The sequence below is a fragment of the Numidum massiliense genome (assembly GCF_001375555.1).
GTDB classification, from domain to species: domain Bacteria; phylum Bacillota; class Bacilli; order Thermoactinomycetales; family Novibacillaceae; genus Numidum; species Numidum massiliense.
This window is the reverse complement of the sequence record NZ_CTDZ01000009.1, coordinates 2,856,471-2,881,751: the sequence shown is the minus strand read 5'-3', so window position 1 is coordinate 2,881,751 and position 25,281 is coordinate 2,856,471. Positions and strand designations below refer to the sequence as shown.

Here is a 25,281-nt window from a genome sequence, read left to right as displayed (position 1 = left end):
CCTGCATTTGTGCGGCTACAAGGCTACAAGCTTTTCCCTAACTACCCCGTGCCTTCGTTTATACACCCATTTTAACGGGTCATTATGCGCGAATAGTGTTGGAACCGCTGTTCGTAAACAAATCTTTCGCTGTTTTTCCTTCTAATGTGTCGATGCATAACAATTTGAGCATCGGACAATATCGGGTGATGCCTTCTGCGACTTTCATCGCGCTTAACCAAGCAATCATTTTTGGCGTCGTTCGATCTGGGTGCTGAACGAGGCGCGCCGTCGCCCAAGCGAGCCCCGTTAAACCGCACGTGATGCGTAACGTGGCGTCCAACGTACCGACATTTTTTTGCACTGCTTCTTACACCTCCCGCACGAATGTTGTGCATAGCTTGTCTCGGGGAAACGAAACTATACGGGATGGGATTTTTTACTGATTAAGGATCGTTTACTTGTAGTCCGTTCAGTAAACGGTTCGTGGCTGGCGGGTTTCACCGATCTGTAAATGGTCGAACGAGCGGTATAACAAGCGGTCGAACGAGCGGTATAACTAGCGATGAGACAGTAGCGGTTTGCACAGCTGTTGGCGGCTGTGGTATATTGTTTCTACTACAAATAAAAACGCTTTCAAAGTGGTGCTGCTCGCAATGGCATGCTTGCAAAACTACTCAGTTCACCCAAGGCGCGTTGTTCTTAAATCCTATCAGTTGGTCTATACTAGAGCTGACCGACCTTTGTTTACGAGACAGACCAATAACTTTTATAAAAAAGGTAGGATTATTGTTTATGAAAAAGGTACCAAAACTTTGTTGCCTCATCCTTGTCGTTTTCAGTGTCGTTTTCGCTGGGTGTACGAGTGCCCCAACTGGCACGCCCGCTCAGACGGACGGGACGAAGGATCCCAAGAGCGGCGGAACGACAGGCAAGACGGGCATCGCCCCGTTAACTGGTGAAAAAATGAAAACAGCGACAGATCGTCCCGCCGTCATGGCGATGATCAACAACCATCCCGCGGCGCGGCCACAGTCCGGATTAGGACGTGCCGACATCGTGTTTGAAGTGTTGGCGGAAGGAGAAATTACGCGCTTTGCTGCGTTTTATCATGTGGAACAGAAGGGGACAATCGGTCCAATTCGTAGCGTACGTCCTTATTTTTTGGATTTAGCCGAAGGGCTCGATAGTGTCGTCGTGCACGCCGGAGGCAGTCCGGAAGCAGAAGCGCGGTTTACGCAACCGGGGTATCCGAGTTTAAACGAGATTAGCCGTAACGGGAAGTATTTTTGGCGTGCCGACGACCGCGAGGCACCGCACAACTTGTATACGAGTTTAGAGGAAGTCGCGCAAGGAATTGCCGCGAACGGCTTCACTGACCGACGTACACTACCCCAGCTGTCTTTTGCTGCAGAGGCGGTGGAGACAGCTGCCGGGGGGAAGGTGAGCGAGAAGGCGCATCACATTCGCGTCGTTTACAGCAGCCTGTACGAATTGGGCTACTCGTACGATGCAGATGCCAAACGATACACCCGCGATACGATGGGGGAAAAGCAAGTCGATCGGGAGAGTGGCGAGGTGCTGGCGATGCAAAACGTGTTAGTGATTAAAGCGAAGCACCGCGTACTTGACAATAAGGGGCGACGGGCGGTAGAATTAACCGGCTCTGGCCAAGGGTGGTTGTTCCAAGGAGGAGGAGTCCGCGACATCGAGTGGAAGTACGCGGACGGTTTCCCGCGCCCTTTTGCTGACGGACAAGAGTTGCCGCTCGTTCCCGGAAAAACGTGGGTGAACGTCATTCCAGAAGATGCCACAGTTACTTACGAGGAATAGCAGGAAAATTCCTTTACAACGTCGAAGGGTTAAAGTGATAATGGGTTAAAGAATGGTTGATCGTCGTCAGATTGTTGTCGACGATCATTAGCTGCGCATCCTTTTGACGACAATTACATGACGACAATTATAAGACGACAATTATAAAGCGGCGGGAGGAATTATAGATGTCCTTAGAAAAGTGGAAGGATCGTGAAATCGACCAACTGTTTGAGGCTGTACTCGAATTGAAAACGTTGGATGACTGCTACAAATTTTTCGACGACCTTTGCACGGCGAATGAAATAAAGTCGCTCGCACAGCGGCTCGAAGTCGCCCGCATGCTCGAATTGGGCCACACATATAGCAAAATTGAATCCGAGACAGGTGCGAGCACGGCGACGATCTCGCGCGTGAAACGCTGTCTCAACTACGGCACGGACGGCTACAAGCTTGCCCTCGAACGGTTAGGGGCAGCGGAAAATCGCGATGACGAGTAGTGAAAGTGAGGGAGTCGCGAACAATCGCAACATGGTTAGAAAAAGCGACGCGGGAATGGTGCGAAAGGCGACGCCAGAGTCGTGGGACAGGGACGGTAAAGCGCTTTGCGCATGAAACAGGGCGACAATTCCGCTATAATGAAAGCATAACAAACCTCTGCACGAGTCGTCAGCTGTGATGAAACGGGCGAACGGTTTTGAGAATCGAGTAAGGGATGCTGAATATGGGAAAAGAAGACAAACAATTTGTTAAAGACATCACACCGCAAAAAGAAGATTTTTCACGTTGGTATCTCGACGTGATTCAAAAAGCTGACTTAATGGATTACGCACCGGTACGAGGCTGTATTGTGTTTAAGCCGGACGGGTACGAGCTGTGGGAAGCGTGCCAGCGCGAACTCGATCGCCGCTTTAAAGAGACAGGGCACCGCAACGCCTACTTTCCGCTCTTTATTCCGGAGAGCTTTTTTCAAAAAGAAAAAGAGCACGTCGAAGGGTTTAACCCCGAGCTGCCGTGGGTCACGGAAGCGGGCGGCGAAAAACTAGAAGAGCGCCTCGCCGTTAGGCCGACCTCAGAAACAGTGATCGGTCACATGTACGCGCGCTGGATTCAGTCGTACCGCGATTTGCCGCTCAAAATTAACCAGTGGGCTAACGTCGTGCGCTGGGAAAAGCGTACCTTGCCGTTTTTGCGCACGAGTGAATTTTTGTGGCAAGAAGGCCATACCGCTCACGCGACGGCAGAAGAGGCGGAGGCGGAAACGAAGCAAATGCTCGATGTGTATACCGAATTTGTCGAAGAAGTGCTGGCGATCCCGGTTTACCGCGGACAGAAGACGCCTTCGGAAAAATTCGCCGGCGCCGTACATACCTATTCGATCGAAGCGATGATGAAAGACGGCAAAGCGTTGCAAGCGGGTACGTCGCACTACCTCGGGCAAAACTTTGCCAAAGGGTTCGACATTCAATTTTTGGACAAGGACAACGCGCTGAAGCACGTGTATACGACTTCCTGGGGCGTGAGCACGCGCATTCTCGGTGCGATTATTATGGTACACGGCGACGACCGCGGCTTGGCACTGCCGCCACTCATTGCACCGACGCAAGTTGTCGTCATCCCGATCGGCCCGAAAAAAGCGCGCGAACGCGTGAACGTCCACGCGGAAGAGCTGCGCAAGCGGTTAGTTGGAGCTGGAGTGCGCGTCACAATGGACGAGCGAGACGACGTCAGTCCGGGGTGGAAGTTTAACGAGTACGAAATGCGCGGCGTACCGGTACGTTTGGAAATTGGACCGCGCGATATGGACAACGGCCAAGTCGTGCTCGTCCGCCGCGACACCGGGGAGAAACTGTTCGTGCCGGAGAGCGAATTGCTGGAGCGGATGTCTAGCCTGTTAGACGACATCCAACAAAACATGTACGCGAAGGCGAAACAATTCCGCGACGACAACGAGCACGTCGCCCACAACATGGACGACATGATTGACATCGTCCGTGAGAAAAGAGGTTTTGCCCTCGCTGGCTGGTGCGGCGACGATGCGTGTGAAAAGGCGGTAAAAGAGCAGTCTGGTGCGACGAGTCGCAACATTCCGTTCGGCCCGCCAGAGAAAATGGACACGTGTGTCGCTTGCGGCAAGTCGGCTGAGCACACTGTTTGGTTTGCACGGGCGTATTAACGAGACGGTCGTTCTGCGGTGGCGCGATTCGATGCCGTTACCTTAACCTTACAGCAGTCTCATGCATCATTGCACTCGACGATCGCACCATCATATACAGTCAGTCGCCTCTTGCGGGTGAGAGGCGACGGGTAGCCCTTTATTCCTATGAAAAGGAGTAAGGGGTTCTTTATTTACGACGTTCGCAACGACGTTCACAACGACGTTCACGACACTTGCAACGGCGCGCATAGTTTTACAGTAGTTATACCATGAAACAGAGCAGCCGTTTCGCTATAATAGGGAAAGAAAAGTTCAGTAAAAAATGAGGCGAGACAATGACGTTAGCCAAGACAGTCGCCGACTGGCGGCACGTATTTAAACTAGATCCGCAAAAACAACTGACAGATTCCGACTTAGAACGCATCTGCCATTCCGGAACCGACGCGCTCATCGTCGGCGGGACGGACGGCGTCACTTTCGACAACTCCGTCGATTTGTTGGCGCGCATTCGCCGCTATGAACTGCCCTGTGTGCAGGAAGTGTCGAGCCGCGACGCAGTCGTGCCCGGTTTTGACGGTTATTTCATTCCGATGATTTTAAATACGACTGACGTGCACTGGCTCGTCGGGATTCAACAACAAGCGGTGAAGCAATTCGGCAGCATGATTCCGTGGACCGACGTGCTGGCAGAAGGATACGTCGTACTCAACGGGGAATCGAAGGTCGCTCGTATGACCGGAAGCCGCACCGACTTGCGTGCAGAAGATGTGACTGCCTACGCGGAACTGGCGGAGCATCTCTTACGGTTGCCCCTTTTTTATCTCGAATACAGCGGCGTTTACGGCGATCCGGAAGTGGTGCGCGCCGCAACACGCGGCCTAAGTGACACGCAACTCATTTACGGCGGCGGCATTCGCACAGTGGCTGAGGCGCGGGAAATGGCGGCCATTGCCGATACGATCGTCGTCGGCAACGGGTTGTACGACAATTTAAACGAGGCGCTGCGCACCGTCGCCGCAGTAAAAAAATAGCGTGAAACATGAGTGGCTGCTAGTGATAAAAATAAGAGTATAGAACGAGCGGCTAGCGTATGGTATGATTGTCGATATAGAGCATATGTTCGGTTTAGGAGTTGACGTTCATGAACTTTGGAACACCGGAAGGGGAGGACTTGTTGCGCGGTTTAAACAGCGCACAGCGTGCGGCAGTAACGGCGACGGAAGGGCCGCTGCTCATCGTCGCCGGTGCTGGCAGCGGTAAGACGCGCGTATTGACGCACCGCGTCGCCTACTTGTTGCATCAGCGGCACGTTACCCCATGGAATATTTTGGCGATTACGTTTACAAATAAGGCCGCGCGGGAAATGAAAGAACGCATTAGCCGCATGGTCGGACCGGAAGCGGAAGACATTTGGATTTCTACTTTCCACGCCATGTGCGTGCGCATATTGCGACGCGACATCGACCGCATCGGCTATTCGCGCAACTTTACCATTTTGGACGGCAGCGACCAACTGACCGTCGTAAAGCAAATTGTAAAAGAGCAAAACCTCGACCCGAAAAAATTCGAGCCGCGGGCGATTCTCGCGCACATTAGTCAGGCGAAAAACCAACTGATCAACGCTGGTGCCTATCGTGCAAAGGCGGGCGATCTCTTCCAACAAGTCGTCGCCGATGTGTACGATGCCTATCAAAATAAGTTGCGTGCCAACAGCTCCCTCGATTTCGACGACTTAATTATGGTGACGATCGAGTTGTTCCGGCAAGTGCCCGATGTGTTACAGTTTTACCAGAAAAAGTTTCAATACATTCACGTCGACGAGTACCAAGATACGAACCACGCCCAGTATATGTTAGTAAAAATGCTGGCAGAACAGCACAAAAACATTTGTGTCGTCGGCGATAGCGACCAGTCAATTTACAAATGGCGCGGAGCAGACATTAGTAACATCTTAAATTTTGAACACGACTACCCCCAAGCGAAAGTGGTTAAACTCGAACAAAACTACCGCTCCACCCAGACGATCCTGAACGCGGCGAACGAGGTCATTGCGCACAACGCGCAGCGCAAAGAAAAAAAACTGTGGACCGAAGGCGAACAAGGTGCAGCGATCGAAAGTTTTGAAGGGTACAGCGAACACGACGAAGCGTACTACGTCGTCGACAAAATCGTCAGCGGCAAGCGCGACGGCTGTGCGTACCGCGATTTTGCCATCTTGTACCGCACGAACGCCCAATCGCGCGTCATGGAAGAAGTTCTCATCAAGTCGAACATTCCGTACCAAATCGTCGGCGGGATCCGCTTCTACGAACGAAAAGAAATTAAAGATTTACTCGCTTATTTGCGCTTAGTGGCGAACCCGGACGACGACTTGAGTTTTACGCGCATCGTGAACGTGCCGAAACGAGGCATCGGGCAGACGACCGTCGACAGGCTCTCCGCCTATGCCGCGGAAAACGGCCTTTCCCTCTACGAAGCGGTGGCCGAAGTGGAACACATCGGCTTGCAAAAACGGTTCGTCAACAGTTTACGCGACTTCCGGCAAATGGTCGGCGAACTACATGCGATGATCGAGTACGTCTCCGTGACGGAGTTGACCGAAGAAGTGTTAAAGCGGACGGAATACCGCCTAGAACTGCAGCGCGAAGGGACGATCGAGGCAGCGACGCGGCTGGAGAACGTGGACGAATTTATTTCCGTCACGCAAGACTTTGAACAAAAAAACGACGACAAGTCACTCGTGGCGTTTTTGACCGAACTCGCCCTCATCGCCGATATCGATACGATGGACGAAGATGAAACAGAAGGTGCAGGCAAAGACGCCGTCGTGCTCATGACGCTGCACAGCGCAAAAGGGCTGGAGTTTCCGCACGTCTTCCTCATCGGGATGGAAGAGGGAGTCTTTCCACACATGCGCGCGCTGATGGAAGAGGAAGAGCTGGAAGAAGAGCGGCGCCTCGCTTACGTCGGGATCACGCGGGCGATGCAGCGGCTATACTTAACCCGAGCACAGTCGCGTACGTTGTACGGGCGGACAGCGAATAACATGCCGTCGCGCTTTTTGGCGGAAATACCGGCTGAACTCGTTGAAGACGTCGGTCTGGCTGGAGAAGTTTCCGAAGGCGGTATGGCCGGAGGCGGTCGGCAGGCGTTTGGCCGAGCAAATGGCGCCAGTTATGGTTCCAGATTCGGCAAGCGGGGCGATCGAGATAACTGGGGCAAGGGCAGTCGAGGCGGTAACCGCGAGTGGGGAAGTTCCAGTGAACGCGGCAGTCGCAGCTCGCGAGATGGGGGCGGGCGCGCGGGCAGCTCGGCCCAAAAACCGTTGTTAAAATCGCACCGCATCGCCGAACCGAATGTGTCTCCGGACGCGTGGAAAGTTGGCGACAAAGTTGAACACCGCAAGTTTGGCCAAGGTACTGTCGTCAAAGTGACCGGTTCAGGCGACGACGTCGAATTGAATGTCGCTTTTCCCGCTCCGAACGGCGTGAAACGGTTACTAGCACGCTTTGCACCGTTGAAAAAACTTTAACTGTACAACCTAAAAATAGCTGCATGACCTTAAAATTCATTGTAGCAAAAAATTACTAAGAAACATTTCGCGAAAAACTCCAGCGAAACGTTTCCGAAAGGCAGGCGACGCGAGTGGACAAACGCGACAAACGCGACGAACAGCGAGAGCAACAACGGCATATCCAGCAAGGGAGCCACCCGCATAAACAAGATGCGCAAGGGCAGGCGGAGGAGAATCGACGTCATAATCACCATACACATGGACAGCTAGAGAACCATCCACATGAACCGCAAACTAATCATGTGGAAGATGAAGCTCATCAGTCCCAAGTAGACCGTGGGACTGCACTGGCACGCATCGCACAGTTACGGGAGACGATTGACGCGCACAACTACCGCTACCACGTGCTCGACGATCCGAAAATTACCGATGCAGAGTACGACCAGCTGTTGCGGCAACTGCAGCAACTGGAGGCGGCGTTTCCCGACCTCGTCACGCCCGACTCACCGACGCAGCGCGTCGGTGGGGCGCCGCTCCCGCACTTTGAAAAAGTGGCGCATCCGATCCCGATGCTCAGTTTGAGCAACGCTTTTAACGAACAAGAGTTGCGCGAGTTCGACCAACGTATCAAACGAGCGACCGGAGTCGAGCGCATCTCCTACATGTGTGAGCTAAAGATCGACGGCTTAGCCATATCGCTCCGCTATGAAAACGGGCGCTTCGCACAAGGGTCGACGCGCGGCGACGGAAGTGTCGGTGAAGACATTACGCAAAACTTAAAAACGATCCGCGCCATCCCGCTGCGACTGCGCCGACCCGTCGACTTAGAAGTGCGCGGGGAAGCGTATTTGCCAAAAAAAGAGTTTATGCGCATCAACCGCGAACGGGAAGAAACAGGTGAAGCGCTCTTTGCCAATCCGCGCAACGCCGCCGCCGGGTCGCTACGTCAGTTAGATCCGAAAATAACCGCCAAACGCGCCCTCAGTGTGTTTATGTACGGGATTGCCGACAGTGCAGAGTTGGACGTGCGGCAGCAGTCGGCGATGCTCGACGATTTAAGTGAACTAGGTCTAAAAGTGAACAACGAGCGGCAGCTCGTCCATTCGATCGACGATGTCCTCGACTATATCGATCGCTGGCAAGCGCACCGCGCCGAACTCGATTACGAGATCGACGGCATCGTCATTAAAGTGGACGATTTCTCCCTACAAGAAGCGTTAGGAACGACGGCAAAAAGTCCGCGTTGGGCGATCGCTTACAAGTTTCCGGCCGAGGAAGCGGTGACGCTCTTGAAAGCGATCGAAGTGACTGTCGGGCGCACCGGTGTCGTCACCCCGACCGCCGTGTTAGAGCCGGTGACGTTAGCCGGGACGACCGTACAGCGCGCCTCTCTGCACAACGAAGACTTAATCCGCGAGAAAGATATTCGCCTCGGCGATCACGTACTCGTGAGAAAAGCGGGCGATATCATCCCGGAAGTGGTGCAGTCGCTAGCTGAACGGCGGGCAGGAGAAGAACGCGAATACCGCATGCCGACGCACTGTCCGGAATGTGGGAGTGAACTCGTACGGTTAGAAGATGAGGTGGCACTGCGCTGTATTAACCCGAACTGTCCGGCGCAAACGCGGGAAGGGATTATTCACTTCGTGTCCCGCGACGCAATGAACATTGACGGTTTAGGGGAAAAAGTTGTCACACAGCTGTTCCGCGCCGGACTCGTCCGCGGCCCCGCCGACCTTTACGATTTACAGCGGGACGAATTGCTGAAGCTCGAGCGGATGGGTGAGAAATCGGTGGACAATTTACTCACTGCGATCGAACGAAGCAAACAAAATTCAGTTGAGAAACTCATTTTTGGTCTCGGCATTCGCTTAGTCGGGGCAAAAGCGGCCGAGTTGCTGGCGCAAGCATTCGGCGACCTCGACACACTGCGCCAAGCCGATGAGGAGCAACTGCTGGCGATTGAAGGTATGGGGCCGAAAATGGCGGACAGTGTCGTTACCTACTTTGCCAAACCGGAAGTGGCGGCGACGTTGGAACGTCTGCAAGCCGCGGGAGTGAATTTTGCCTATAAAGGGTTGCGGCAAGAGCAGGTGGCGACGGATAGTCCCTTTAGCGGTAAAACTGTCGTGCTCACCGGTACATTGCACGAGATGTCGCGCAAAGAAGCAGGCGAAAAAATCACTACCCTCGGCGGAAAAGTGACTGGTAGCGTCAGCAAAAACACCGATTTATTAATCGCCGGGGAAAAGGCTGGTTCCAAACTGACTAAGGCAGAACAACTCGGCATCGAGGTGTGGGACGAAGCGCGCTTTCTCGAGGCGTTAGCGAATGTCGCAGAGTGAGAGTTCGCGCAATTTCTTTCTAATGCTTACGTACGAGGACATAAACGCGGGAACGTCATAAGTCCTTGAGGCTTAAGCGTCACCTTCGGTGTGTCCAAAGCTTGAACCCGTACGCTGCTGCACAGTTGCTGCTGTACGACGATGCCAACGCTTATGGAAGGCGCCATACTTTTCGTGAGGATGATAAATTTCTTTCCCATGGCAAATGCTGAGCAGGTGCGGTTGCAACGTGTCGATGAGTGAGCAACTGGCTATTGCTTGTGCCATGTTGCTCGTAAACATCGGCATTGGGCGGCGCAGTTTCCCGCCAAACGTCGTACAGAGGTCGCCAGCGAGCAGCACATCGTCTTCCTTGTGATAATAGACGACGTGTCCAGGCGCGTGGCCAGGGGAAAAGTAGGGTGTTAAGTCGCCAACCGGTAACAATTGTCTACTTTCGTCCATCTCTAGGGGTTGGACGAGGGCGGGCGGAACTGTGGCGGCTGCCTTTTTGCGACGCGGATAAGGGAGCTGCCCTTCCATATACTGAATTTCCTTCCGGTGGACGTAGACGGGAACGTCGTACGTGCGGCGAATGTGCGCGAGTGCGCCGACGTGGTCGACGTGCCCGTGCGTCAATAGCACTTTTGTAAGTGGGCCAGCTCCTAGCTGCTCAATGAATTGGACGATCCCTTTCGCCATCGAAGGGATGCCGGCATCGATCAGTGTTACCCCTTGCTTTTCTACGACGACCCACACGTTGATCGGTACGACCAGCCAGCTGCTTAACCGCCAAACGTGTGACGAGAGTTGTACCTTTTTCATCATCATTGTTTACCTCCTTCTGTTGTCGACCCCTCATCGTTGGCTGCTTTCTGTTGGATTCCCATCAGGACGACGTCGAGCGCCTCGTCGAGTAGCGGTGCAACGCGTTTTATTAGTTCGTCTAGCGGTTCCGTACTTTCTAAATACGTTTCAATGACGCCGTGCAACATGTAAAAATAAATACGCGTGTACAGCAGGTTAGCCTCGGTCCCCGCATGGGGAAAACATCGCCGCAAGGCTTCCCTTAAATGTGCGAACAACTGATTACGCAGTTGATTAAGGGGCATTTCCACGTGCTCTTCGTCTACCCGGCCCGCGCGCACCGTTAAGAAAAGGCGGTACATGCTGCGATTGGACAGGGCGAAGTGGAGAAACGCATAACTGAGGCGGTGCAACGCTTCCGTCGGAGTAACCTCTCCATCGTCCAAAATCGTCTGCATTTGCTGCTCCAATTCGATAAGTGGCGGGATCGACAGTTGTTGAAGCAGGTCGAGTTTGTCTTTGTAATACAAGTAAATCGTCGTGTGCGAGCAGCCAGCGGCGCGAGCAATTTCGCGAATGGTAACCGTGTCAAAGCCGCGTGAGGCAAACAATGTCGCTGCGGAATCGAGGATGCTTTGTTTCGTTTCTACTGCACGCGTGTCGTTTCTGTTTTTCGCCATTGTAACAACTCCTATCGCATTCTTTTTCTCCCGACTAAAGGACGACATCTATTTAATCACTGCGTTTAATAGCGATATTTAATCTCCTCTATCAATAACGCCATTTGATAACCAATGGTTAGTAACCGATGGTTATATAATAACCGTCGATTAGTGTTGTGTCAACCACTTTTTTTATTTTTAGACGAAGGCATTTAAATGTGAAAAAAGGGCGGCATTTTCCCCTTGCACTGTTGTACGAATTGACTTAAACTATAACTAACTAGTTAGTTATCAACGAAACATTCGCTAATATACGTAAATACACGGCAAATGCACGTCGTGACAAAGGAGAACGTCGGTAGTACGAACATCTGGAAAGGGGAATGATCGATGGCACGAACGTCTGGGGCGGAAAGTAAGAAAAGGCTGCTCGCGGCAGCCGAAGCGCTTTTTGCGGAAAAAGGGTACAAAGGGACGAAAGTGAGTGACATCGTTGCCAGAGCTGGATTAACGCAGGCGGCCTTTTATTTGTACTTTAGGAGCAAAGAAGAGGTCTTTGAACAGTTGTTGAGCGATTTTGACGAGCGGCTCATGCAAATTAGTGATGCGGGTAAACGCGCAACAGATCTATTGCCGCAAGAATTGCCATCTTACATTGGCAATACGTTTGCCACGTTATTTAACTTGTTTAGTGAAAATTATAACCTATCAAAGATCGCACTGCACCATGCGCTGGATCGCGAACAGATGCGGGAAAAAATCGTCGGGCAAATCGCATGTAATATGTCACAAAACCAAAGGTTAGGGTTAGTCAAAAGCGATTTAGACGTTGCAGTGATCGCCGAATCCGTCGTTGCCGCATCTGAAAGATTGGCAGAGCGGTACGTGTTAGCGAAAGAGGCGGGTGAGTGGTCAGACGAGGAGAGCGAGTTATCGAAAGGGGGAGATGAGTATGCAAGAGCGGGAGATGCATCGTTGGGCGCAATGAACTTGTTAGCAAGTGAGGAAAATAGGCCTACAAGCGGATCGTATAGTTTGTCAAAAGAGAATAATGTGTTTTCGAAAGAGATCGGCGCGGTAGAACTTGGGAAACAGATGGCCGAGATGTTTCTGTACGGCATCGTGGCAGAGGAGAAACGTTAAAAATTGCGAGGGTAAGGAGTGGGGGCATATGCTACTAAATTGGTTGAATGCACACCTTGATTTGTTAAGTGTCGTGTGGCTTTTTCCAGTCGTCTTCATGTTTCACGACTTCGAAGAAATATTAACCGCAGAGAAATGGACGAAACGAAACCAGACTTACGTCTTAGAAAAAATATCACCGAGAATGAGAAAATTTTTGTCTAGTAGTTTTCAAATGACGACATTGCAATTTGCGACAGACGTGTTTTGGGTTTTTTGTGGTGTCACATTAGCGACCGTGTTAGCCGCTGTTTTTTCTGCATATTACCTTTTTTTGCCGTTTGTCGTGTTCTTTGGCCTGCACGCTTTCACGCACCTCGGTCAAGCGCTCTATTTACGTCGCTATACGCCGGGAGTCGTTACTTCCGTGTTGATCGTCTTCCCGTACGCGCTTTATACAGTTTACCGTTTATGGTCAGGACAAACGATAAGTGTCGCGAATCTTGTTTGGAGCATCCTTAGTTTATGTTTGATCGTGCCGTTGCTGTTCTTTCTGTTAGTAAGAGGACGAGACAAAATACGGAAAAAAAGTATGAATGAATAAGTGACACTTTGTCGACTTTTTTTATGGACGAGTTGCAAAATGGCCGCCTCGATCACTTGGCATATTGCACAAATTGAAACAAACTGTATAATAAAAGAGTTATACTTAAAAGGGTGTTATTTACAATCTGCTTACGATGGAGGCAGCTATGGATTACCAACTGTTTGAAGCAATTAACGGTTTAGCAGGGCAAAATGACGTGTGCGACACGTTAATGAAATTGACGACGACGTATGGGCCTTACGTGTTTGCGGGGGCACTCGTGATCTTACTCGCCTTTAGGGGACACCGGAAGGCGGCACTCACCGGTTTCGGGGCAGCCTTTCTTGCTGTAGCCGTTAACTATGTCATCGGTCTCGTTTACTTTCGCGCGCGGCCCTTTAGCGAACATCAAGTCAATTTATTACTGGAGCACAGCACGTCTCCTTCTTTTCCGAGTAACCACACCGCGGCGGCGTTTGCAATCGCAGGAGCGCTGTGGGCGTACAACCGTAAAATCGGTAGTGTGGGCATATTACTCGCTTTACTGTTAGGCTTCTCGCGCATTTACGTCGGTCATCATTACCCAACAGATGTGCTCGGCGGGATTGTCGTCGGTGCAATTGCCGCAGTCGTCGCGTATAAAGTGGTGATGAAACTGTTCGGACGGGACACGGATCGTTTCCCCCAACCGTTAAAGTGACACTAACGGGAGGTTGCGGATGCAGGAGATCATCCGTCTTGACAAGATAGCGAGAGTGTAATAAGGTCTTATGTGGCTGGAAAAAGTTCATAAACCTCGTTAGGTGAGGCTCCTGTACGGAGATAAGCTGCTGCCCAAAAATGTCCAAAGACGCCAATGGGTCAACAGGAACTATCGAGTTAAGGTGGTTTCTAACGTAGCTGGATATAATCCTATGCCGTACAGTGCTAAAACTCAACGACTAGGGGAAACACGCCATGCATGCGCACGTCTTCTTTCGTTGAGCATGCATTTTTTTATTTTTTTCTCGTTTATTGAGGGGGTGGTGTGAAATGGATCAAATGGATAGTGATTCATATTCAAGTAGGTGTTACTCAATCAATTATTTTAGGCAGTTTAAGCAATTATTCAGAGTAGAAAGTAATGCGTGCTTCCATTTCCACCACTCCTGTAGGAAATGGAGGCACCAGAGGAGGAAGTAGACATGGTGACATTTCCAGTAACGTCAAAACAATACCAGGCGGAGACGGCTGGGGCGATTATGAGCGGGCAATTTTTAGTCGTGGAGGGCGAGCGCACGACAGACGACGTCATCCGCGAGTTGCGTAAGACCGGCGAAGATATGTCCGGCATGCATTACATTCACGTGGTTGATCGCGCACGGCGTTTAGTTGGGGTCCTTAGCTTGCGCGAATTGCTTACCGCGCCGACGGAGCGTAAAATTGTAGAGGTGATGGCGACCGATGTGATTGCTGTCCCCGTCGATATGGATCAAGAAGAAGTTGCAAAAATAGTGAGGACGCACGATTTCGTCTCGATCCCAGTCGTGGACAAAGACGACGTCATCGTGGGCATCATCCACGTTGAAGATATCATCGACGTCATCGATGACGAGGCGACGGAAGACTTTCACAAGATGGCACCTGTTTCTGGGCTAGATGTAAACGTTAAAGAAGCCAGTGTGTTTATGTTGTTTCGCAAACGGGTGTCGTGGCTCATCATACTCGTGTTTATGAACATTTTTTCCGGTGCTGGCATCGCACATTTTGAAGATACGATTGAGGCCTATATTTCCCTCGTGTTCTTCTTACCGTTACTCGTCGACAGTGGCGGTAACGCTGGCTCACAGTCGGCGACGCTCATGATCCGCGCGTTAGCAGTCGGCGATGTGCGCGTACAAGATTGGCTAAAGCTGTTTCGAAAAGAGTTTGTCGTAGCGGGGTTACTAGGTGTTGCGATGGGGGTCGCTGTGTCGCTCATCGGCGTTTTCCGGGGCGGGGTGGAAATAGCAGTTGTCGTTTCCTTAACGATGCTTTGTATTGTGATCGTCGGTTCCGTGATCGGCATGTCCTTACCGTTTATTTTTAGCAAACTTAAGTTAGACCCGGCCACGGCGAGCGCACCGCTCATTACGTCCTTGTGCGACATGACCGGCGTACTCATTTACTTCTCGATCGCTACATGGTATTTAAATATTTAGGACATATTACCCCCTGTCTTTGTACCGAAGGCAGGGGGTAATTACTCATCGGGTTTACATAACACAAATGGTGTTATGGTTCGTAACAGGCTTTTTATTCAGTTTACACGCCTTTTTGTGGTATAATAATACAGTAAAAAAAACATTAAAGGCGAGGTGGACGTTTGGCGACAACGACAAAAAATTTACACAAGACGTTAACGAAGGTGAACGTGCTCAGGCGTGCCGTATGTATTGTCTTCGGTGCTATGCTAATGGCCGTTGCGTTAGAGATTTTCCTCGTTCCAAATCGAGTCATCGACGGTGGGATTACGGGGATTGCGATCATCCTGTCTCACATTTTGCAAATCAAGTTAGGTTTGCTCCTGTTCGTCCTTAACTTTCCATTTTTCTTTTTAGGATACAAGCAGATTGGCAAAACGTTTACTATTTCGGCTGTGTTCGGTGTCGTCATTATGTCGATCGGAACGGTCCAGTTGCACGACATTAAGCCGTTGACGGACGACCCGCTGCTAGCAGCCGTGTTCGGAGGTATTACGTTAGGCATCGGAGTCGGGCTCGTCATTAAAAACGGCGGCTCACTCGACGGGACGGAAATCATGGCGATTTTGTTCAATAAGAAGCTTCCTTTTTCTGTGGGCGAAGTCATTATGTTTTTTAACATTTTTATTTTGGGGAGTGCCGGGTTTGTTTTCGGTTGGAATCATGCGATGTACTCCTTGATCGCTTATTTTATCGCCTATAAAATGATGGACATCGTCATTGAAGGTTTCGATTCGACCAAGTCGGTATGGATTATTAGCGACCGTCACCAAGAGATCGGCGAGGCGCTTCTCCACCGATTAGGGCGGGGGGTTACTTACCTCAATGGGGAAGGTGGCTATACCGGGGACGAGAAAAAGATGATTTTTTGCGTCGTCACCAGGCTGGAAGAAGCGAAGTTGAAAGCGATCGTCGACGAGTTCGACAGTCAGGCGTTTCTAGCGATCGGCGACATTCACGACGTTAAAGGCGGCCAGTTCAAGAAACGGGATATTCATTAGTCTGCAACAATTTATTGCGTTAGACAGCTGTTTATCGCGTTAAGCAGCTGAATCGATAAGACCCGCCGGGTTGAACGCGAGACCAGACGGGTCTGTACTCATTTTTCTTAATACGGAGAATCGGACGGTTTACCCCCTTTGGGCCAGTCTCCTTCTTTCCATTTAAATTCCGGGCGGTCGTGCGAGAGAATAAATCCGGCTAAATCGGCCGCTTGTTGTTCAGTTAATGTGCCTCCCCTTCCGAGCGGCATGTTGCGCTTAATGAACCCGACGAGGTTCGAAAAGCGCGCTAGCCCGGCGCCGTCGTTGAACGACCCTTCGCCCCATAAGGCTGGCCCAATTGTCGGCCCGATGCCCGAGCCATCGGAGGCGTGACACGCAATGCACGACTTATTGTACAACTCTTCGCCACGGGCGATATTTGGCTCTGGCGCGTTTTTTAGCGCGTTTCGACCGAGCCACGGCGTGTTGCTGTCTTGGGGGACGTTAGACGAAATGTAAGTGATATAGTCGACGAGTGCGCGCATTTCTTTCGAATCTTCGGGGAGTTCTTGGCCGTTCATGCTACGAATCATACAGCCGTTCACGCGGTCTTCGACAGACATGACTCGATCTTCGCGGGAGCGGTATTGCGGGTATGCCACTGTAACCCCGACGAGCGGGATCGCCGTTTCTTTACGTCCCTCGATCGCGTGGCAACTAGAACAAGAGAGTGCATTACCGATGTACTCTGGCGGCAAAGCACTTTGCGTCTCTTTTAAAATACGGTATCCATACATAATAGATTCACCTGTTGCATCGTGCGGGACATCGTCAATACTCGGAGGCTGCGGCATTGCGGAGTCAGCTTTTACGGTTCCACTCATCTCATAAATAAATATCGATCCGATGACGACGAGGCCGATTGTAACGATGACAACTAACACTTTGTTAAAGGACAGCTTCTTGAACACGTAAATCCCCCTCTTCACTTAATGTCAAACAATGTTCACCTCTGTATATTGTATTATATCTCATATTATGGTATGTGGAAGCGCTTTTTTCAACTGGATTTATTGCGGTGTAATAAACTGAAAGTATCGATTGTACAATGTTGAATTATGTAATAAAATGCAAATAACTTGCTTGAACGACGTCGCTCCCATCCGCTATACTAAAAATGGGCATCATACGAGGGATATCACAAAAAAATCGGTATCATCCGCAGGATAAAACGAGGCTAGTAGGTGATCCAAATGTATCGTTTAGCAGATGGTTGTGCGCCCGGCGTAAGTGCACCGACGCCGTTCGGGTTGGATCCGAATACTGCCAAACATTTAATCGAGGAAATCGTCACTAGTGGAAACGTGTCAAGTTTTGACATAGCGAAAGTTTATCCTGCGCTTGGATCGGGACGCGCTAACAGTGCGGCTGGCGGCTCATTTGTTATTCGTCGTAATCGATCGTGTCACACGGTTTTTGCCCGCATCGTAGCGGTCCACAATGTGTCATCTACAACGTGTCGACATTAAAAAGTTGTTTCAAGATCAACTATTCAGCGGATGAGGAAGGCACTTACATGGATAACATCATTTTCGACATCCCTTATGAAAAGCTTAAGCTATTAAGTGACTCCGAACGACACTTGCTCCAATACATTTACGACCATATCGAGGGAATCGCAGACATGTCGATCGTTTCCTTGAGCGAAGAAGCGAATGTTTCCACGGCGACGATCGTTAGATTGATGAAGAAAATTGGCTTCCAAGGCTACACGTCCTTCAAATACAGCATTCGCGACAAAATAAAAGCGTCAAGCGAGAAAAATACGATGGAAGACATCGATAGTCAAATCAAGGGTGCAATCGAGAAAAATGAGCGCGAAGTGTTAAAGACGATTCAAATGCTCAACATCGGTAATATCGAAGATGCGATTCAAAAAATATACGATGCAGAAAAAGTTTACGTTTTTGCTCGTGGCTTCTCGGAAATGATTGGTAATGAAATAACGGTAAAACTACAGCTGATTGGTAAAAATTGCGAGATGCATACCGATCCGAACATTATTCGCGTCAAATCGCGTAAACTGCACGTCAAAGATGTCGTCATTTTCGTGTCGTTAAACGGCGAAACGATTGAATTAGTGGAAGCCTGTAAAAACTTTAAGATCAAAAATATTAGCACGCTCACGTTGACGACGAAGGTCGATTCTACTTTAGCGAAGTTATCGGAAATGGTGTTGGTTGGTTATAAAAGTGCGCACTCTTTTTTCCCCGACTACGAAGTGCGCTCACGCTTACCTTTGCACGTCCTGTCGCGCATTTTGTTGGATGCGTACGTCATTCGTATGTTGTGAGAACGACAATTCAACAGGCAGTAACTGCATGTACTATCGAAGGTCAATGTAGCACCTGTACCGTCTTTTACCATATAAGCCGCGCTGTTTTTTTATTCACGCCCCGACGACACTTGTATTTCGGAGGGGCATTTTTTTATGGCATTATTCCTGCTCTTATGGCACGATGCACGAAAACCTTTACACAGGCTGTAAACACGTGCACCCATTCGTATGACATAATGAGGTTAGGGAGGGGGTGGTAACAATGATTTACACCTGTACGCTAAACGCAGCGATCGATTTATTTGTTGCCATGGAAGCCCTTAAACCAGACATTGTCAATCGCACCTATGAAGAAGACTATCAAGCGAACGGCAAAGGGATTAATGTGTCCGTAGCGTTAAAACATTTAGGCGTTGACAGTGTGGCGCTCGGTTTTGTGGGCGGTTTCACCGGCGCCTACATTAAGGACGAGTTACGACGACAAGGGATCGCGACCGACTTTGTCGACGTTGCTGGCATTACGCGAGTGAACATTTTTGTACGTGCCGACGAAGAATACAAAATTGTTAACAGAGGGCCCCGCATTTCCGAAGACAACGTGCAAGCCGTGCTAGAAAAAATAAAGGCACTTCCAGGTGGAAGTACACTCGTCGTCTCGGGCAGTCTTCCTCCGGGGGTAGATGCACACATTTTTGTCGAGATGGCGCAAATTGCCGCACGGCATCAGTTAAAGTTCGTCCTCGATACGAGTTCAAAAAAAGTGTTGGATTGTTTACCGTTTCATCCGTATGTAATTAAACCGAACGAAGAAGAACTGGCGCATTTCTTTGATTGCGACTCACGCGACATGCTAAGCGATGAACAAATTGTAAGGTATGGAAAAGAGTTGCTGCAAAGGGGGGCGAGGCAAGTGATCGTTTCGTTAGGCGCACGCGGCTCCATGTATTTCTCCCCCGATTGCGTGTTGTACGTGTCGTCTGTGCCAGGAGAAGCCGTCAATTCGGCCTGTGCCGGCGATACGTTGCTCGCTACGTTTCTCGCCAAGCGATCGGCTGGGCAGACGGTCGAAACAGCGATGGTATACGCTTCGGCAGCAGGTGCGTCGACAGCTTTTTCCAAAGGGGTAAGTGACTTGACAAATCTCGAGACATTGGCGCAGCAAGTGAGAGTCAAACATTTATCATATTAAAGGCGGTGTCGATACAGATGAGTAAGCTTAAAATTGTGGCTGCTACTGGTTGTCCGACGGGGATCGCGCATACGTTTATGGCCGAAGAAGCTTTAAAAAAAGCGGCAGTAAAGCTCGGCGTCGAGATTAAAGTAGAGACGCACGGACAAGTTGGGGTAGAAAACGAGTTGACTCAAGCCGACATCGATGCGGCGGACGGAGTCATTATTGCGGCGGACAAAGACGTGCAAGCGGAACGGTTCGCCGGAAAGCCGGCCGTCGATGTCCCGGTGGCGCGGGCAATCAAAGATGCGGAACAGCTGATCCAGCTCATCGTAGACGGGAAAGCGAAACCGTACCGTGCAACTAACGGCGACGCACCATCGCGCAATGGGAGACAAAACGATACGGAACAGATGCAAGGGAATAAAGTCGGTCGGGCGATTTACAAGCATTTAATGAACGGCGTTTCCCACATGTTGCCGTTCGTCGTCGGTGGCGGTGTGCTCATTGCCGTCTCCTTCTTATTCGGCATTCACGCGTTCGATCCGAAACACGAAACGTATCATCCGATCGCAGAGTTTTTAAAGAGTACCGGCGGAATTGCCTTTGAACTGATGGTCCCCGTTTTGGCCGCGTTTATCGCTGAATCGATTGCGAAACGGCCGGGTTTAGTCGTCGGTTTTATCGGTGGGATGATTGCCCACACTGGTGGCGCCGGTTTTCTCGGCGGGATCGTCGCTGGTTTTCTCGCCGGATACATCGTCGTTTTGCTGTCAAAGGTGTTTAGTAAGCTACCGCAATCGCTCGACGGTTTAAAAGCTATTTTCCTGTATCCAGTCATTGGGATTTTCTTAATCGGCGCTATCATGGTCGTGCTTGTTGAGCCGATGACAGGCATTAACGAAGCAATGAAAGCGTTTCTGTCTGACTTCCAAGGGGCTAACCCGGTATTGCTCGGGATTATTGTCGGCTGCATGAGTGCGTTTGATATGGGTGGTCCCGTGAACAAGGCGGCTTATGTGACAGGGACAGCGTTATTGGCGGAAGGGAATCACTATTTTATGGCCGGCGTTTCCGCTGCGTGTATTACGCCGCCACTCGTCATCGCATTTGCGACCGTTTTCTTTAGAAAGTATTTCGATGCGTCGGAGCGCAACGCCGGTTTAGTCAACTTTATTTTGGGATCGACGCACATTACGGAAGGCGCCATTCCGTTCGCGGCCAAAAACCCGCTCGTCGTCATCCCGATTTTAATGGTCGGCTCGTCCATTTCGGCGGTACTCACGTATTTGTTCGGAGTGCAAGTACCGGCACCGCATGGCGGCTTCTTAGTCCTTCCAGTCGTCACTGGGGCGTTCCAGTGGGTATTGGCGATTTTAGTTGGGTCGCTCGTCGGCGCTGTACTGTACGGCTTGTACCGAAAGAAAAAAGCGACGGCAGCTTAACAGGTTATGTAAAGCAACGCACCGCATTTGATTTAGCGTTTAAAGGGAGTGTATTGCCATGGAAATCGAATCGTTACTCAACCCGGCACTTATAAAGATCGACGAAAACTTGAAAACGCAAAAAGACGTGTTTGCGCGCATTGCCGAATTAGCTGTTGTGGGCGGGATTGCGTCGTCGAAAAGGCGGATTGTCAAAGGGTTGCTCGCCCGGGAAAAAGAAGGGACGACCGGTTTTCTCGACGGGTTTGCCATCCCTCATACGCAAGTAAAAGACGTGCTTAAACCGGGAATAGTCATCGTCAGGACGATGGAAGGTGTGGAATGGCAGTCGATGGACGGGAAACCGATCCGCTTCACCATTGCACTCTTCGTACCGGAACGGGAAGCGGGGAGTACACATTTGACCTTGCTCGCCTCGCTCTCGCGCATGCTCGTGCACGAAGAGGCACGGGAACGGTTGTTAGCGGCAGAAAGCGCACAAGAAGTGTACGAGCAACTGCGAATGGCTTTAGCTGCAACAACGGATTGATACATCGTTGCTTTAACAACAACTTACATTTAACGATAGGTGAGGCGTATACGATGGTAGTGAATACGAAAGAGATGCTATTAAAGGCGCAAAAAGAACGATATGCCGTTCCAGCGTTTAACATTCACAACTTAGAAACGATCCAAGTCGTTGTGGAGACAGCTGCTACGATGGGCTCCCCGGTTATTTTGGCGGCGACACCCGGTACGTTCGACTATGCTGGACGCGACTATATTCAAGCGATTGCCGACACTGCGGCGAAGCGGTATGCGATCCCGATCGCCCTACACCTCGATCACCACGAACAATTGGTGCAAATTAAGCAGTCGGTGCAACTCGGAGCGAAGTCGGTTATGATCGACGCCTCGCATCTTCCGTTTGCGGAAAACATTGCGATCGTACAAGAAGTGGTCGTTTACGCACATGCGCATGGAGCGACGGTCGAAGCAGAACTCGGCCGATTAGGTGGGCAGGAAGACGATCTCGTGGTCGATGTGGCTGATGCGTACTACACGGATCCGGAGGCGGCACAACAGTTCGTAGAGAAAACGGGCATCGATTCGTTAGCCGTGGCAATCGGTACGGCGCACGGGATGTACAAGGCCGAACCGAAACTCGACTTTGCACGCCTAGCTGCTATTAGGGAAGTGGTTGACGTACCGTTAGTGTTACACGGGGGCTCGGGCATTCCCCACGCCGATGTGCAAACGTGCATCGATATGGGCTGTTGCAAAGTGAACATCGCGACCGAACTAAAACTGCCGTTTGCCGCAGCTTTGAAACAGTATTTGGCAGATCATCCAGAGGCGAGTGACCCGCGAAAGTACATGTATCCAGCGAAAGAAGCAATGGCACAGGCAGTACGCGAAAAGATTCGGATGTGTCGTAGCGACGGGCGGTATTTAGGATAGTACTAGTACGTACACAACACAGGTACAACAAGTGACAGTCTCACGAAAAAATAACTCCTGTACTCATATCCTGCAAAAAGTTGGTAACTACTAACGATGAGTAGTTACCGACTATCACATCGTAAGGGCACGGAAAAACATATCCCTTAGCATCGCAAGATGATCGTGAGTGGAAGGATAGGCAGGAGTGACTTAAGGCATGTTCAGTTTATTTAGTAGTGGCACCTTCGACAATGTGACGCTAGCGCGGGCGCTTACGGAGACGACACTCGCCTTTCACATTATTTTCGCCGTACTTGGGGTCGGGGTGCCGCTCTTCGTCTCGCTGGCGGAGTGGATCGGCATTAGGCGCAATGACCCGCACTATGTGCTCATGGCGCGGCGTTGGTCGCGTGGGTTTACGATTACGGTCGCGGTCGGAGTCGTAACAGGTACGGCGATCGGGTTACAGCTTAGTTTGCTGTGGCCGAGCTTTATGCGCGTCGCCGGCCAGGCGATCGCTTTACCACTGTTTATGGAGACGTTCGCCTTTTTTATTGAGGCGATCTTTCTCGGCATTTACTTATACACGTGGGATCGCTTCAAACGGCCACTTTACCATTGGTTGTTGTCGCTGCCAGTCGTCTTCGGATCGCTTGCGTCCGCTGTCTTCATTACGTCGGTTAACGCGTTTATGAACACCCCTACTGGCTTTGATCTCGTAGACGGACAAATCGTCAATGTAAGGCCGCTCGCTGCGATGTTCAATCCGGCGACTCCGTCCAAAGTTTCCCACTTTTTATTCGCCATTTATGTGACGACGGCATTTATTCTCGCTGCGATTGCTGCGCTAGCAATGTTGCGCGGACGTGTGCACATCTATTACCGTAAAGCGTTAAAACTGACGATGGTTTGTGCTTTCGTCTTTGCGCTCTTCACAATCGTTAACGGCGATTTGTCCGGAAAATTCCTCGCTAAGCATCAACCGGAAAAGCTTGCTGCTGCTGAATGGCACTTCGAGACGAGACGGCAGGCACCGTTAGTGTTTGGTGGCTTCCTTGATAAAGAGACGCAGGAAGTGAAAGGCGCGATTACGATTCCGTACGCGCTCAGCATTTTGGCCGGCACGCATCCAAATACGGAAGTCGTCGGCTTAAATGACTTTCCGCGCGATGAGTGGCCTCCGTTGTATGTGCATTACTTATTTGACTCGAAGGTCGTCAACGGTTTTTATTTAATAGTTGTTTCCGGGGTGTTCGTTGGATGGTATTTGCGGAAGGTGCGTAAGAGGCGCAAAGTTACTCGACGCGATCAAGCGACAGATCGAGACTTAGGCGCCCGTGACGCATCTTTAGACGAGGCGGACATCCGGCGCGCGCCCGCTGTTCCGAAGTGGTTGCTGTGGGCAATCGCAGTCGGCGGTCCGCTCGCGATGCTGACGATCGAATTAGGGTGGATTTTTGCCGAAGTAGGACGACAGCCGTGGGTGTTGCGCGGCATTATGAGAACGGGGGAAGGAGCGACGACGGCGGACAACGTCGGTACGGTATTTCTCGCCTTTGTGTTACTCTATCTCGTACTTGGCATCATCACTGTCGTCATCCTCAGGCGCATGTTTAAAAACAACCCTGCGGAAAAAGAGCTTTCAGAGCGGGCAGAGCGCGGCAAGATACGGGAGGAAGAACAGTGGAGATAACGCTAGCGAAAATTGGAATTACCGTATTGTGGACGTTTTTATACTTGTACGTGATCGTCGGGTCGATCGATTTCGGCGCCGGGTTTTTCTCGTATTACAGTCGTTTGCGGAAGCAAGACCGCGCGATCAACCACATTATCGACCGATACCTCTTTCCGGTATGGGAAGTGACGAACGTTTTTTTAGTGTTTTTCTTCGTCGGGATCGTCGGCTTTTTTCCGGACACGGCGTACTACTTCGGCACGGCGTTACTCATTCCCGGTAGCGTGGCGCTCATTTTGTTAGCGATCCGCGGCTCGTTTTACGCGTTTGCCAACTACGGGGCTCGCGAAAGTAACGTGTACTTGTTTTTTTACGCGCTGACGAGTTGGTTCCTGCCGGCGTCTCTGGCGACAGTGTTGACCATTTCTGAAGGTGGCTTTATTAAAAAAGTGGACGGTCAGGTACAGCTTTTGCCGACAAAGTTGTTGTTTAGTCCGTATTCGTGGACAGTCGTGTTGCTCGCGCTCGTCAGTGTCCTGTTTATTAGCAGCAGTTTCCTCACGTATTATGCGCGGCGGGCAGAAGATCGGGAGGCGGAGGACGTGCTCAGGACGTACGCGCTCGGATGGAGCGGACCGACGATCGTCGCCAGTGGCCTCGTCTTTTTCACGTTGCGCCTGCACAATCCGCAACATTTTCAAGCGATGGTCGACATCGCCTGGGTGTTTTTGCTGTCTCTCGCCTGTTTTGTCGCTGCGACCGTGCTCATTTTTAGGCGACGAGCGTACGGCTGGGCGTTCCTGCTCGTCATGTTGCAGTTTTTGTTTGCCTTTTTCGGGTACGGCGCTTCCCACTTGCCGTACATTTTGTACCCGCACGTAACGATTTCCAGCGTCACGAGCACCGCGATGGGGACGGCGCTCGTCGCTGCCTTTGTCGCCGGGTTGTTGTTGCTTATTCCGTCGCTCGTCTTCCTTATGCGTTTGTTTCTTTTCAGCAGTGCGTATGTGAAGGGGGAGAAGGTGAGGGAATAATAACTTATTCACGGAAGACGTACAGTT

23 protein-coding genes and 1 riboswitch are annotated in these 25,281 nt (G+C 50.9%); of the genes, 19 read left to right on the top strand and 4 right to left on the bottom strand.

The features are described from left to right. Window positions 1-82 precede the first annotated feature (82 nt). Window positions 83-343, bottom strand: a complete 261-nt coding sequence (locus BN1247_RS13445) for a YgaP family membrane protein (protein ID WP_074011175.1) — start codon at window positions 341-343, stop codon at window positions 83-85. Between the two features lie 431 nt (window positions 344-774). Between BN1247_RS13445 and BN1247_RS13440 the strand changes: the two genes are divergently transcribed. The 6 genes from BN1247_RS13440 to ligA all read left to right on the top strand — a co-directional run bounded on the left by BN1247_RS13440 (window position 775) and on the right by ligA (window position 9,808). Beyond that, entirely contained in the window at window positions 775-1,812 is a 1,038-nt protein-coding gene (locus BN1247_RS13440; protein ID WP_054950853.1) for a DUF3048 domain-containing protein, read from the top strand. Between the two features lie 167 nt (window positions 1,813-1,979). Then, entirely contained in the window at window positions 1,980-2,291 is a 312-nt protein-coding gene (locus tag BN1247_RS13435) for a YerC/YecD family TrpR-related protein (RefSeq protein ID WP_054950852.1), read from the top strand. 224 nt (window positions 2,292-2,515) lie between these two features. Then, a complete protein-coding gene (gene proS / locus BN1247_RS13430) occupies window positions 2,516-3,967 on the top strand; it encodes a proline--tRNA ligase (RefSeq protein WP_054950851.1) in 1,452 nt (483 codons plus the stop codon). Window positions 3,968-4,284: 317 nt separating this feature from the next. Beyond that, window positions 4,285-4,980: a heptaprenylglyceryl phosphate synthase gene (gene pcrB / locus BN1247_RS13425; RefSeq protein WP_054950850.1), complete on the top strand. Its 696-nt coding sequence runs from the start codon at window positions 4,285-4,287 to the stop codon at window positions 4,978-4,980. Between the two features lie 110 nt (window positions 4,981-5,090). Continuing rightward, on the top strand, window positions 5,091-7,481 hold the full coding sequence (pcrA, locus tag BN1247_RS13420; RefSeq protein ID WP_054950849.1) for a DNA helicase PcrA: 2,391 nt from the start codon (window positions 5,091-5,093) through the stop codon (window positions 7,479-7,481). A gap of 284 nt (window positions 7,482-7,765) precedes the next feature. Next, entirely contained in the window at window positions 7,766-9,808 is a 2,043-nt protein-coding gene (gene ligA, locus BN1247_RS13410) for an NAD-dependent DNA ligase LigA (protein WP_054950847.1), read from the top strand. 72 nt (window positions 9,809-9,880) lie between these two features. Here the strand turns inward: ligA and BN1247_RS13405 are convergent, their stop codons facing one another. Next, a complete protein-coding gene (locus tag BN1247_RS13405; protein WP_054951652.1) occupies window positions 9,881-10,612 on the bottom strand; it encodes an MBL fold metallo-hydrolase in 732 nt (243 codons plus the stop codon). A gap of 2 nt (window positions 10,613-10,614) precedes the next feature. After that, window positions 10,615-11,274 carry a TetR/AcrR family transcriptional regulator gene (locus BN1247_RS13400; protein ID WP_054950846.1) on the bottom strand — a complete coding sequence of 220 codons (660 nt, stop codon included), beginning with the start codon at window positions 11,272-11,274 and terminating at the stop codon, window positions 10,615-10,617. A gap of 372 nt (window positions 11,275-11,646) precedes the next feature. Between BN1247_RS13400 and BN1247_RS13395 the strand changes: the two genes are divergently transcribed. The 5 genes from BN1247_RS13395 (at window position 11,647) to BN1247_RS13375 (ending at window position 16,187) form a co-directional block, all read left to right on the top strand. After that, on the top strand, window positions 11,647-12,399 hold the full coding sequence (locus BN1247_RS13395) for a TetR/AcrR family transcriptional regulator (RefSeq protein WP_074011174.1): 753 nt from the start codon (window positions 11,647-11,649) through the stop codon (window positions 12,397-12,399). 28 nt (window positions 12,400-12,427) lie between these two features. Next, window positions 12,428-12,982: an HXXEE domain-containing protein gene (locus BN1247_RS13390; RefSeq protein WP_054950845.1), complete on the top strand. Its 555-nt coding sequence runs from the start codon at window positions 12,428-12,430 to the stop codon at window positions 12,980-12,982. A gap of 136 nt (window positions 12,983-13,118) precedes the next feature. Beyond that, the gene (locus BN1247_RS13385; RefSeq protein ID WP_074011173.1) at window positions 13,119-13,664 is read left to right on the top strand and encodes a phosphatase PAP2 family protein; all 546 of its coding nucleotides are present in this window, start codon (window positions 13,119-13,121) and stop codon (window positions 13,662-13,664) included. An 88-nt stretch (window positions 13,665-13,752) separates the two neighbouring features. Continuing rightward, a riboswitch (M-box (ykoK) riboswitch) is annotated at window positions 13,753-13,918 on the top strand. Between the two features lie 230 nt (window positions 13,919-14,148). Continuing rightward, complete coding sequence (mgtE, locus tag BN1247_RS13380) at window positions 14,149-15,144, top strand: magnesium transporter (RefSeq protein ID WP_054950843.1); 996 nt, start codon at window positions 14,149-14,151, stop codon at window positions 15,142-15,144. Window positions 15,145-15,350: 206 nt separating this feature from the next. Continuing rightward, window positions 15,351-16,187 carry a YitT family protein gene (locus tag BN1247_RS13375; RefSeq protein WP_390622075.1) on the top strand — a complete coding sequence of 279 codons (837 nt, stop codon included), beginning with the start codon at window positions 15,351-15,353 and terminating at the stop codon, window positions 16,185-16,187. Window positions 16,188-16,294: 107 nt separating this feature from the next. Here the strand turns inward: BN1247_RS13375 and BN1247_RS13370 are convergent, their stop codons facing one another. Further along, window positions 16,295-17,140, bottom strand: a complete 846-nt coding sequence (locus tag BN1247_RS13370; protein ID WP_054950841.1) for a c-type cytochrome — start codon at window positions 17,138-17,140, stop codon at window positions 16,295-16,297. Between the two features lie 282 nt (window positions 17,141-17,422). On the opposite strand from BN1247_RS13370, the gene BN1247_RS18600 reads away from it, so the two are divergent. The 8 genes from BN1247_RS18600 to BN1247_RS13335 all read left to right on the top strand — a co-directional run bounded on the left by BN1247_RS18600 (window position 17,423) and on the right by BN1247_RS13335 (window position 25,254). Continuing rightward, window positions 17,423-17,698, top strand: a complete 276-nt coding sequence (locus tag BN1247_RS18600) for an arginase family protein (RefSeq protein WP_390622074.1) — start codon at window positions 17,423-17,425, stop codon at window positions 17,696-17,698. Between the two features lie 47 nt (window positions 17,699-17,745). After that, window positions 17,746-18,522, top strand: coding sequence for a MurR/RpiR family transcriptional regulator (locus BN1247_RS13365; protein WP_054950840.1), 777 nt, complete (start codon window positions 17,746-17,748; stop codon window positions 18,520-18,522). A 247-nt stretch (window positions 18,523-18,769) separates the two neighbouring features. Then, window positions 18,770-19,696: a 1-phosphofructokinase gene (gene pfkB / locus BN1247_RS13360; protein WP_054950839.1), complete on the top strand. Its 927-nt coding sequence runs from the start codon at window positions 18,770-18,772 to the stop codon at window positions 19,694-19,696. A 17-nt stretch (window positions 19,697-19,713) separates the two neighbouring features. Further along, the gene (locus BN1247_RS13355; protein WP_054950838.1) at window positions 19,714-21,123 is read left to right on the top strand and encodes a PTS fructose transporter subunit IIC; all 1,410 of its coding nucleotides are present in this window, start codon (window positions 19,714-19,716) and stop codon (window positions 21,121-21,123) included. Window positions 21,124-21,181: 58 nt separating this feature from the next. Beyond that, on the top strand, window positions 21,182-21,652 hold the full coding sequence (locus BN1247_RS13350) for a PTS sugar transporter subunit IIA (protein WP_054950837.1): 471 nt from the start codon (window positions 21,182-21,184) through the stop codon (window positions 21,650-21,652). Between the two features lie 53 nt (window positions 21,653-21,705). Further along, window positions 21,706-22,563 carry a tagatose bisphosphate family class II aldolase gene (locus tag BN1247_RS13345; RefSeq protein WP_054950836.1) on the top strand — a complete coding sequence of 286 codons (858 nt, stop codon included), beginning with the start codon at window positions 21,706-21,708 and terminating at the stop codon, window positions 22,561-22,563. Window positions 22,564-22,762: 199 nt separating this feature from the next. Next, a complete protein-coding gene (locus BN1247_RS13340; RefSeq protein WP_054950835.1) occupies window positions 22,763-24,238 on the top strand; it encodes a cytochrome ubiquinol oxidase subunit I in 1,476 nt (491 codons plus the stop codon). Beyond that, complete coding sequence (locus BN1247_RS13335; protein ID WP_054951651.1) at window positions 24,235-25,254, top strand: cytochrome d ubiquinol oxidase subunit II; 1,020 nt, start codon at window positions 24,235-24,237, stop codon at window positions 25,252-25,254. Before BN1247_RS13340 ends, BN1247_RS13335 begins: the two co-directional genes overlap by 4 nt. The last annotated feature ends 27 nt before the right edge of the window (window positions 25,255-25,281 follow it).

What these genes read in the sequence shown, in the direction of transcription:
- BN1247_RS13440 (WP_054950853.1), top strand. Translation starts at nt 775, where the DNA reads ATGAAAAAGGTACCAAAACTTTGTTGCCTCATCCTTGTCGTTTTCAGT.
- BN1247_RS13435 (WP_054950852.1), top strand. Translation starts at nt 1,980, where the DNA reads ATGTCCTTAGAAAAGTGGAAGGATCGTGAAATCGACCAACTGTTTGAG.
- proS (WP_054950851.1), top strand. Translation starts at nt 2,516, where the DNA reads ATGGGAAAAGAAGACAAACAATTTGTTAAAGACATCACACCGCAAAAA.
- pcrB (WP_054950850.1), top strand. Translation starts at nt 4,285, where the DNA reads ATGACGTTAGCCAAGACAGTCGCCGACTGGCGGCACGTATTTAAACTA.
- pcrA (WP_054950849.1), top strand. Translation starts at nt 5,091, where the DNA reads ATGAACTTTGGAACACCGGAAGGGGAGGACTTGTTGCGCGGTTTAAAC.
- BN1247_RS13405 (WP_054951652.1), bottom strand. Translation starts at nt 10,612, where the DNA reads ATGAAAAAGGTACAACTCTCGTCACACGTTTGGCGGTTAAGCAGCTGG.
- BN1247_RS13400 (WP_054950846.1), bottom strand. Translation starts at nt 11,274, where the DNA reads ATGGCGAAAAACAGAAACGACACGCGTGCAGTAGAAACGAAACAAAGC.
- BN1247_RS13395 (WP_074011174.1), top strand. Translation starts at nt 11,647, where the DNA reads ATGGCACGAACGTCTGGGGCGGAAAGTAAGAAAAGGCTGCTCGCGGCA.
- BN1247_RS13390 (WP_054950845.1), top strand. Translation starts at nt 12,428, where the DNA reads ATGCTACTAAATTGGTTGAATGCACACCTTGATTTGTTAAGTGTCGTG.
- BN1247_RS13385 (WP_074011173.1), top strand. Translation starts at nt 13,119, where the DNA reads ATGGAGGCAGCTATGGATTACCAACTGTTTGAAGCAATTAACGGTTTA.
- mgtE (WP_054950843.1), top strand. Translation starts at nt 14,149, where the DNA reads ATGGTGACATTTCCAGTAACGTCAAAACAATACCAGGCGGAGACGGCT.
- BN1247_RS18600 (WP_390622074.1), top strand. Translation starts at nt 17,423, where the DNA reads ATGTATCGTTTAGCAGATGGTTGTGCGCCCGGCGTAAGTGCACCGACG.
- BN1247_RS13365 (WP_054950840.1), top strand. Translation starts at nt 17,746, where the DNA reads ATGGATAACATCATTTTCGACATCCCTTATGAAAAGCTTAAGCTATTA.
- pfkB (WP_054950839.1), top strand. Translation starts at nt 18,770, where the DNA reads ATGATTTACACCTGTACGCTAAACGCAGCGATCGATTTATTTGTTGCC.
- BN1247_RS13355 (WP_054950838.1), top strand. Translation starts at nt 19,714, where the DNA reads ATGAGTAAGCTTAAAATTGTGGCTGCTACTGGTTGTCCGACGGGGATC.
- BN1247_RS13350 (WP_054950837.1), top strand. Translation starts at nt 21,182, where the DNA reads ATGGAAATCGAATCGTTACTCAACCCGGCACTTATAAAGATCGACGAA.
- BN1247_RS13345 (WP_054950836.1), top strand. Translation starts at nt 21,706, where the DNA reads ATGGTAGTGAATACGAAAGAGATGCTATTAAAGGCGCAAAAAGAACGA.
- BN1247_RS13340 (WP_054950835.1), top strand. Translation starts at nt 22,763, where the DNA reads ATGTTCAGTTTATTTAGTAGTGGCACCTTCGACAATGTGACGCTAGCG.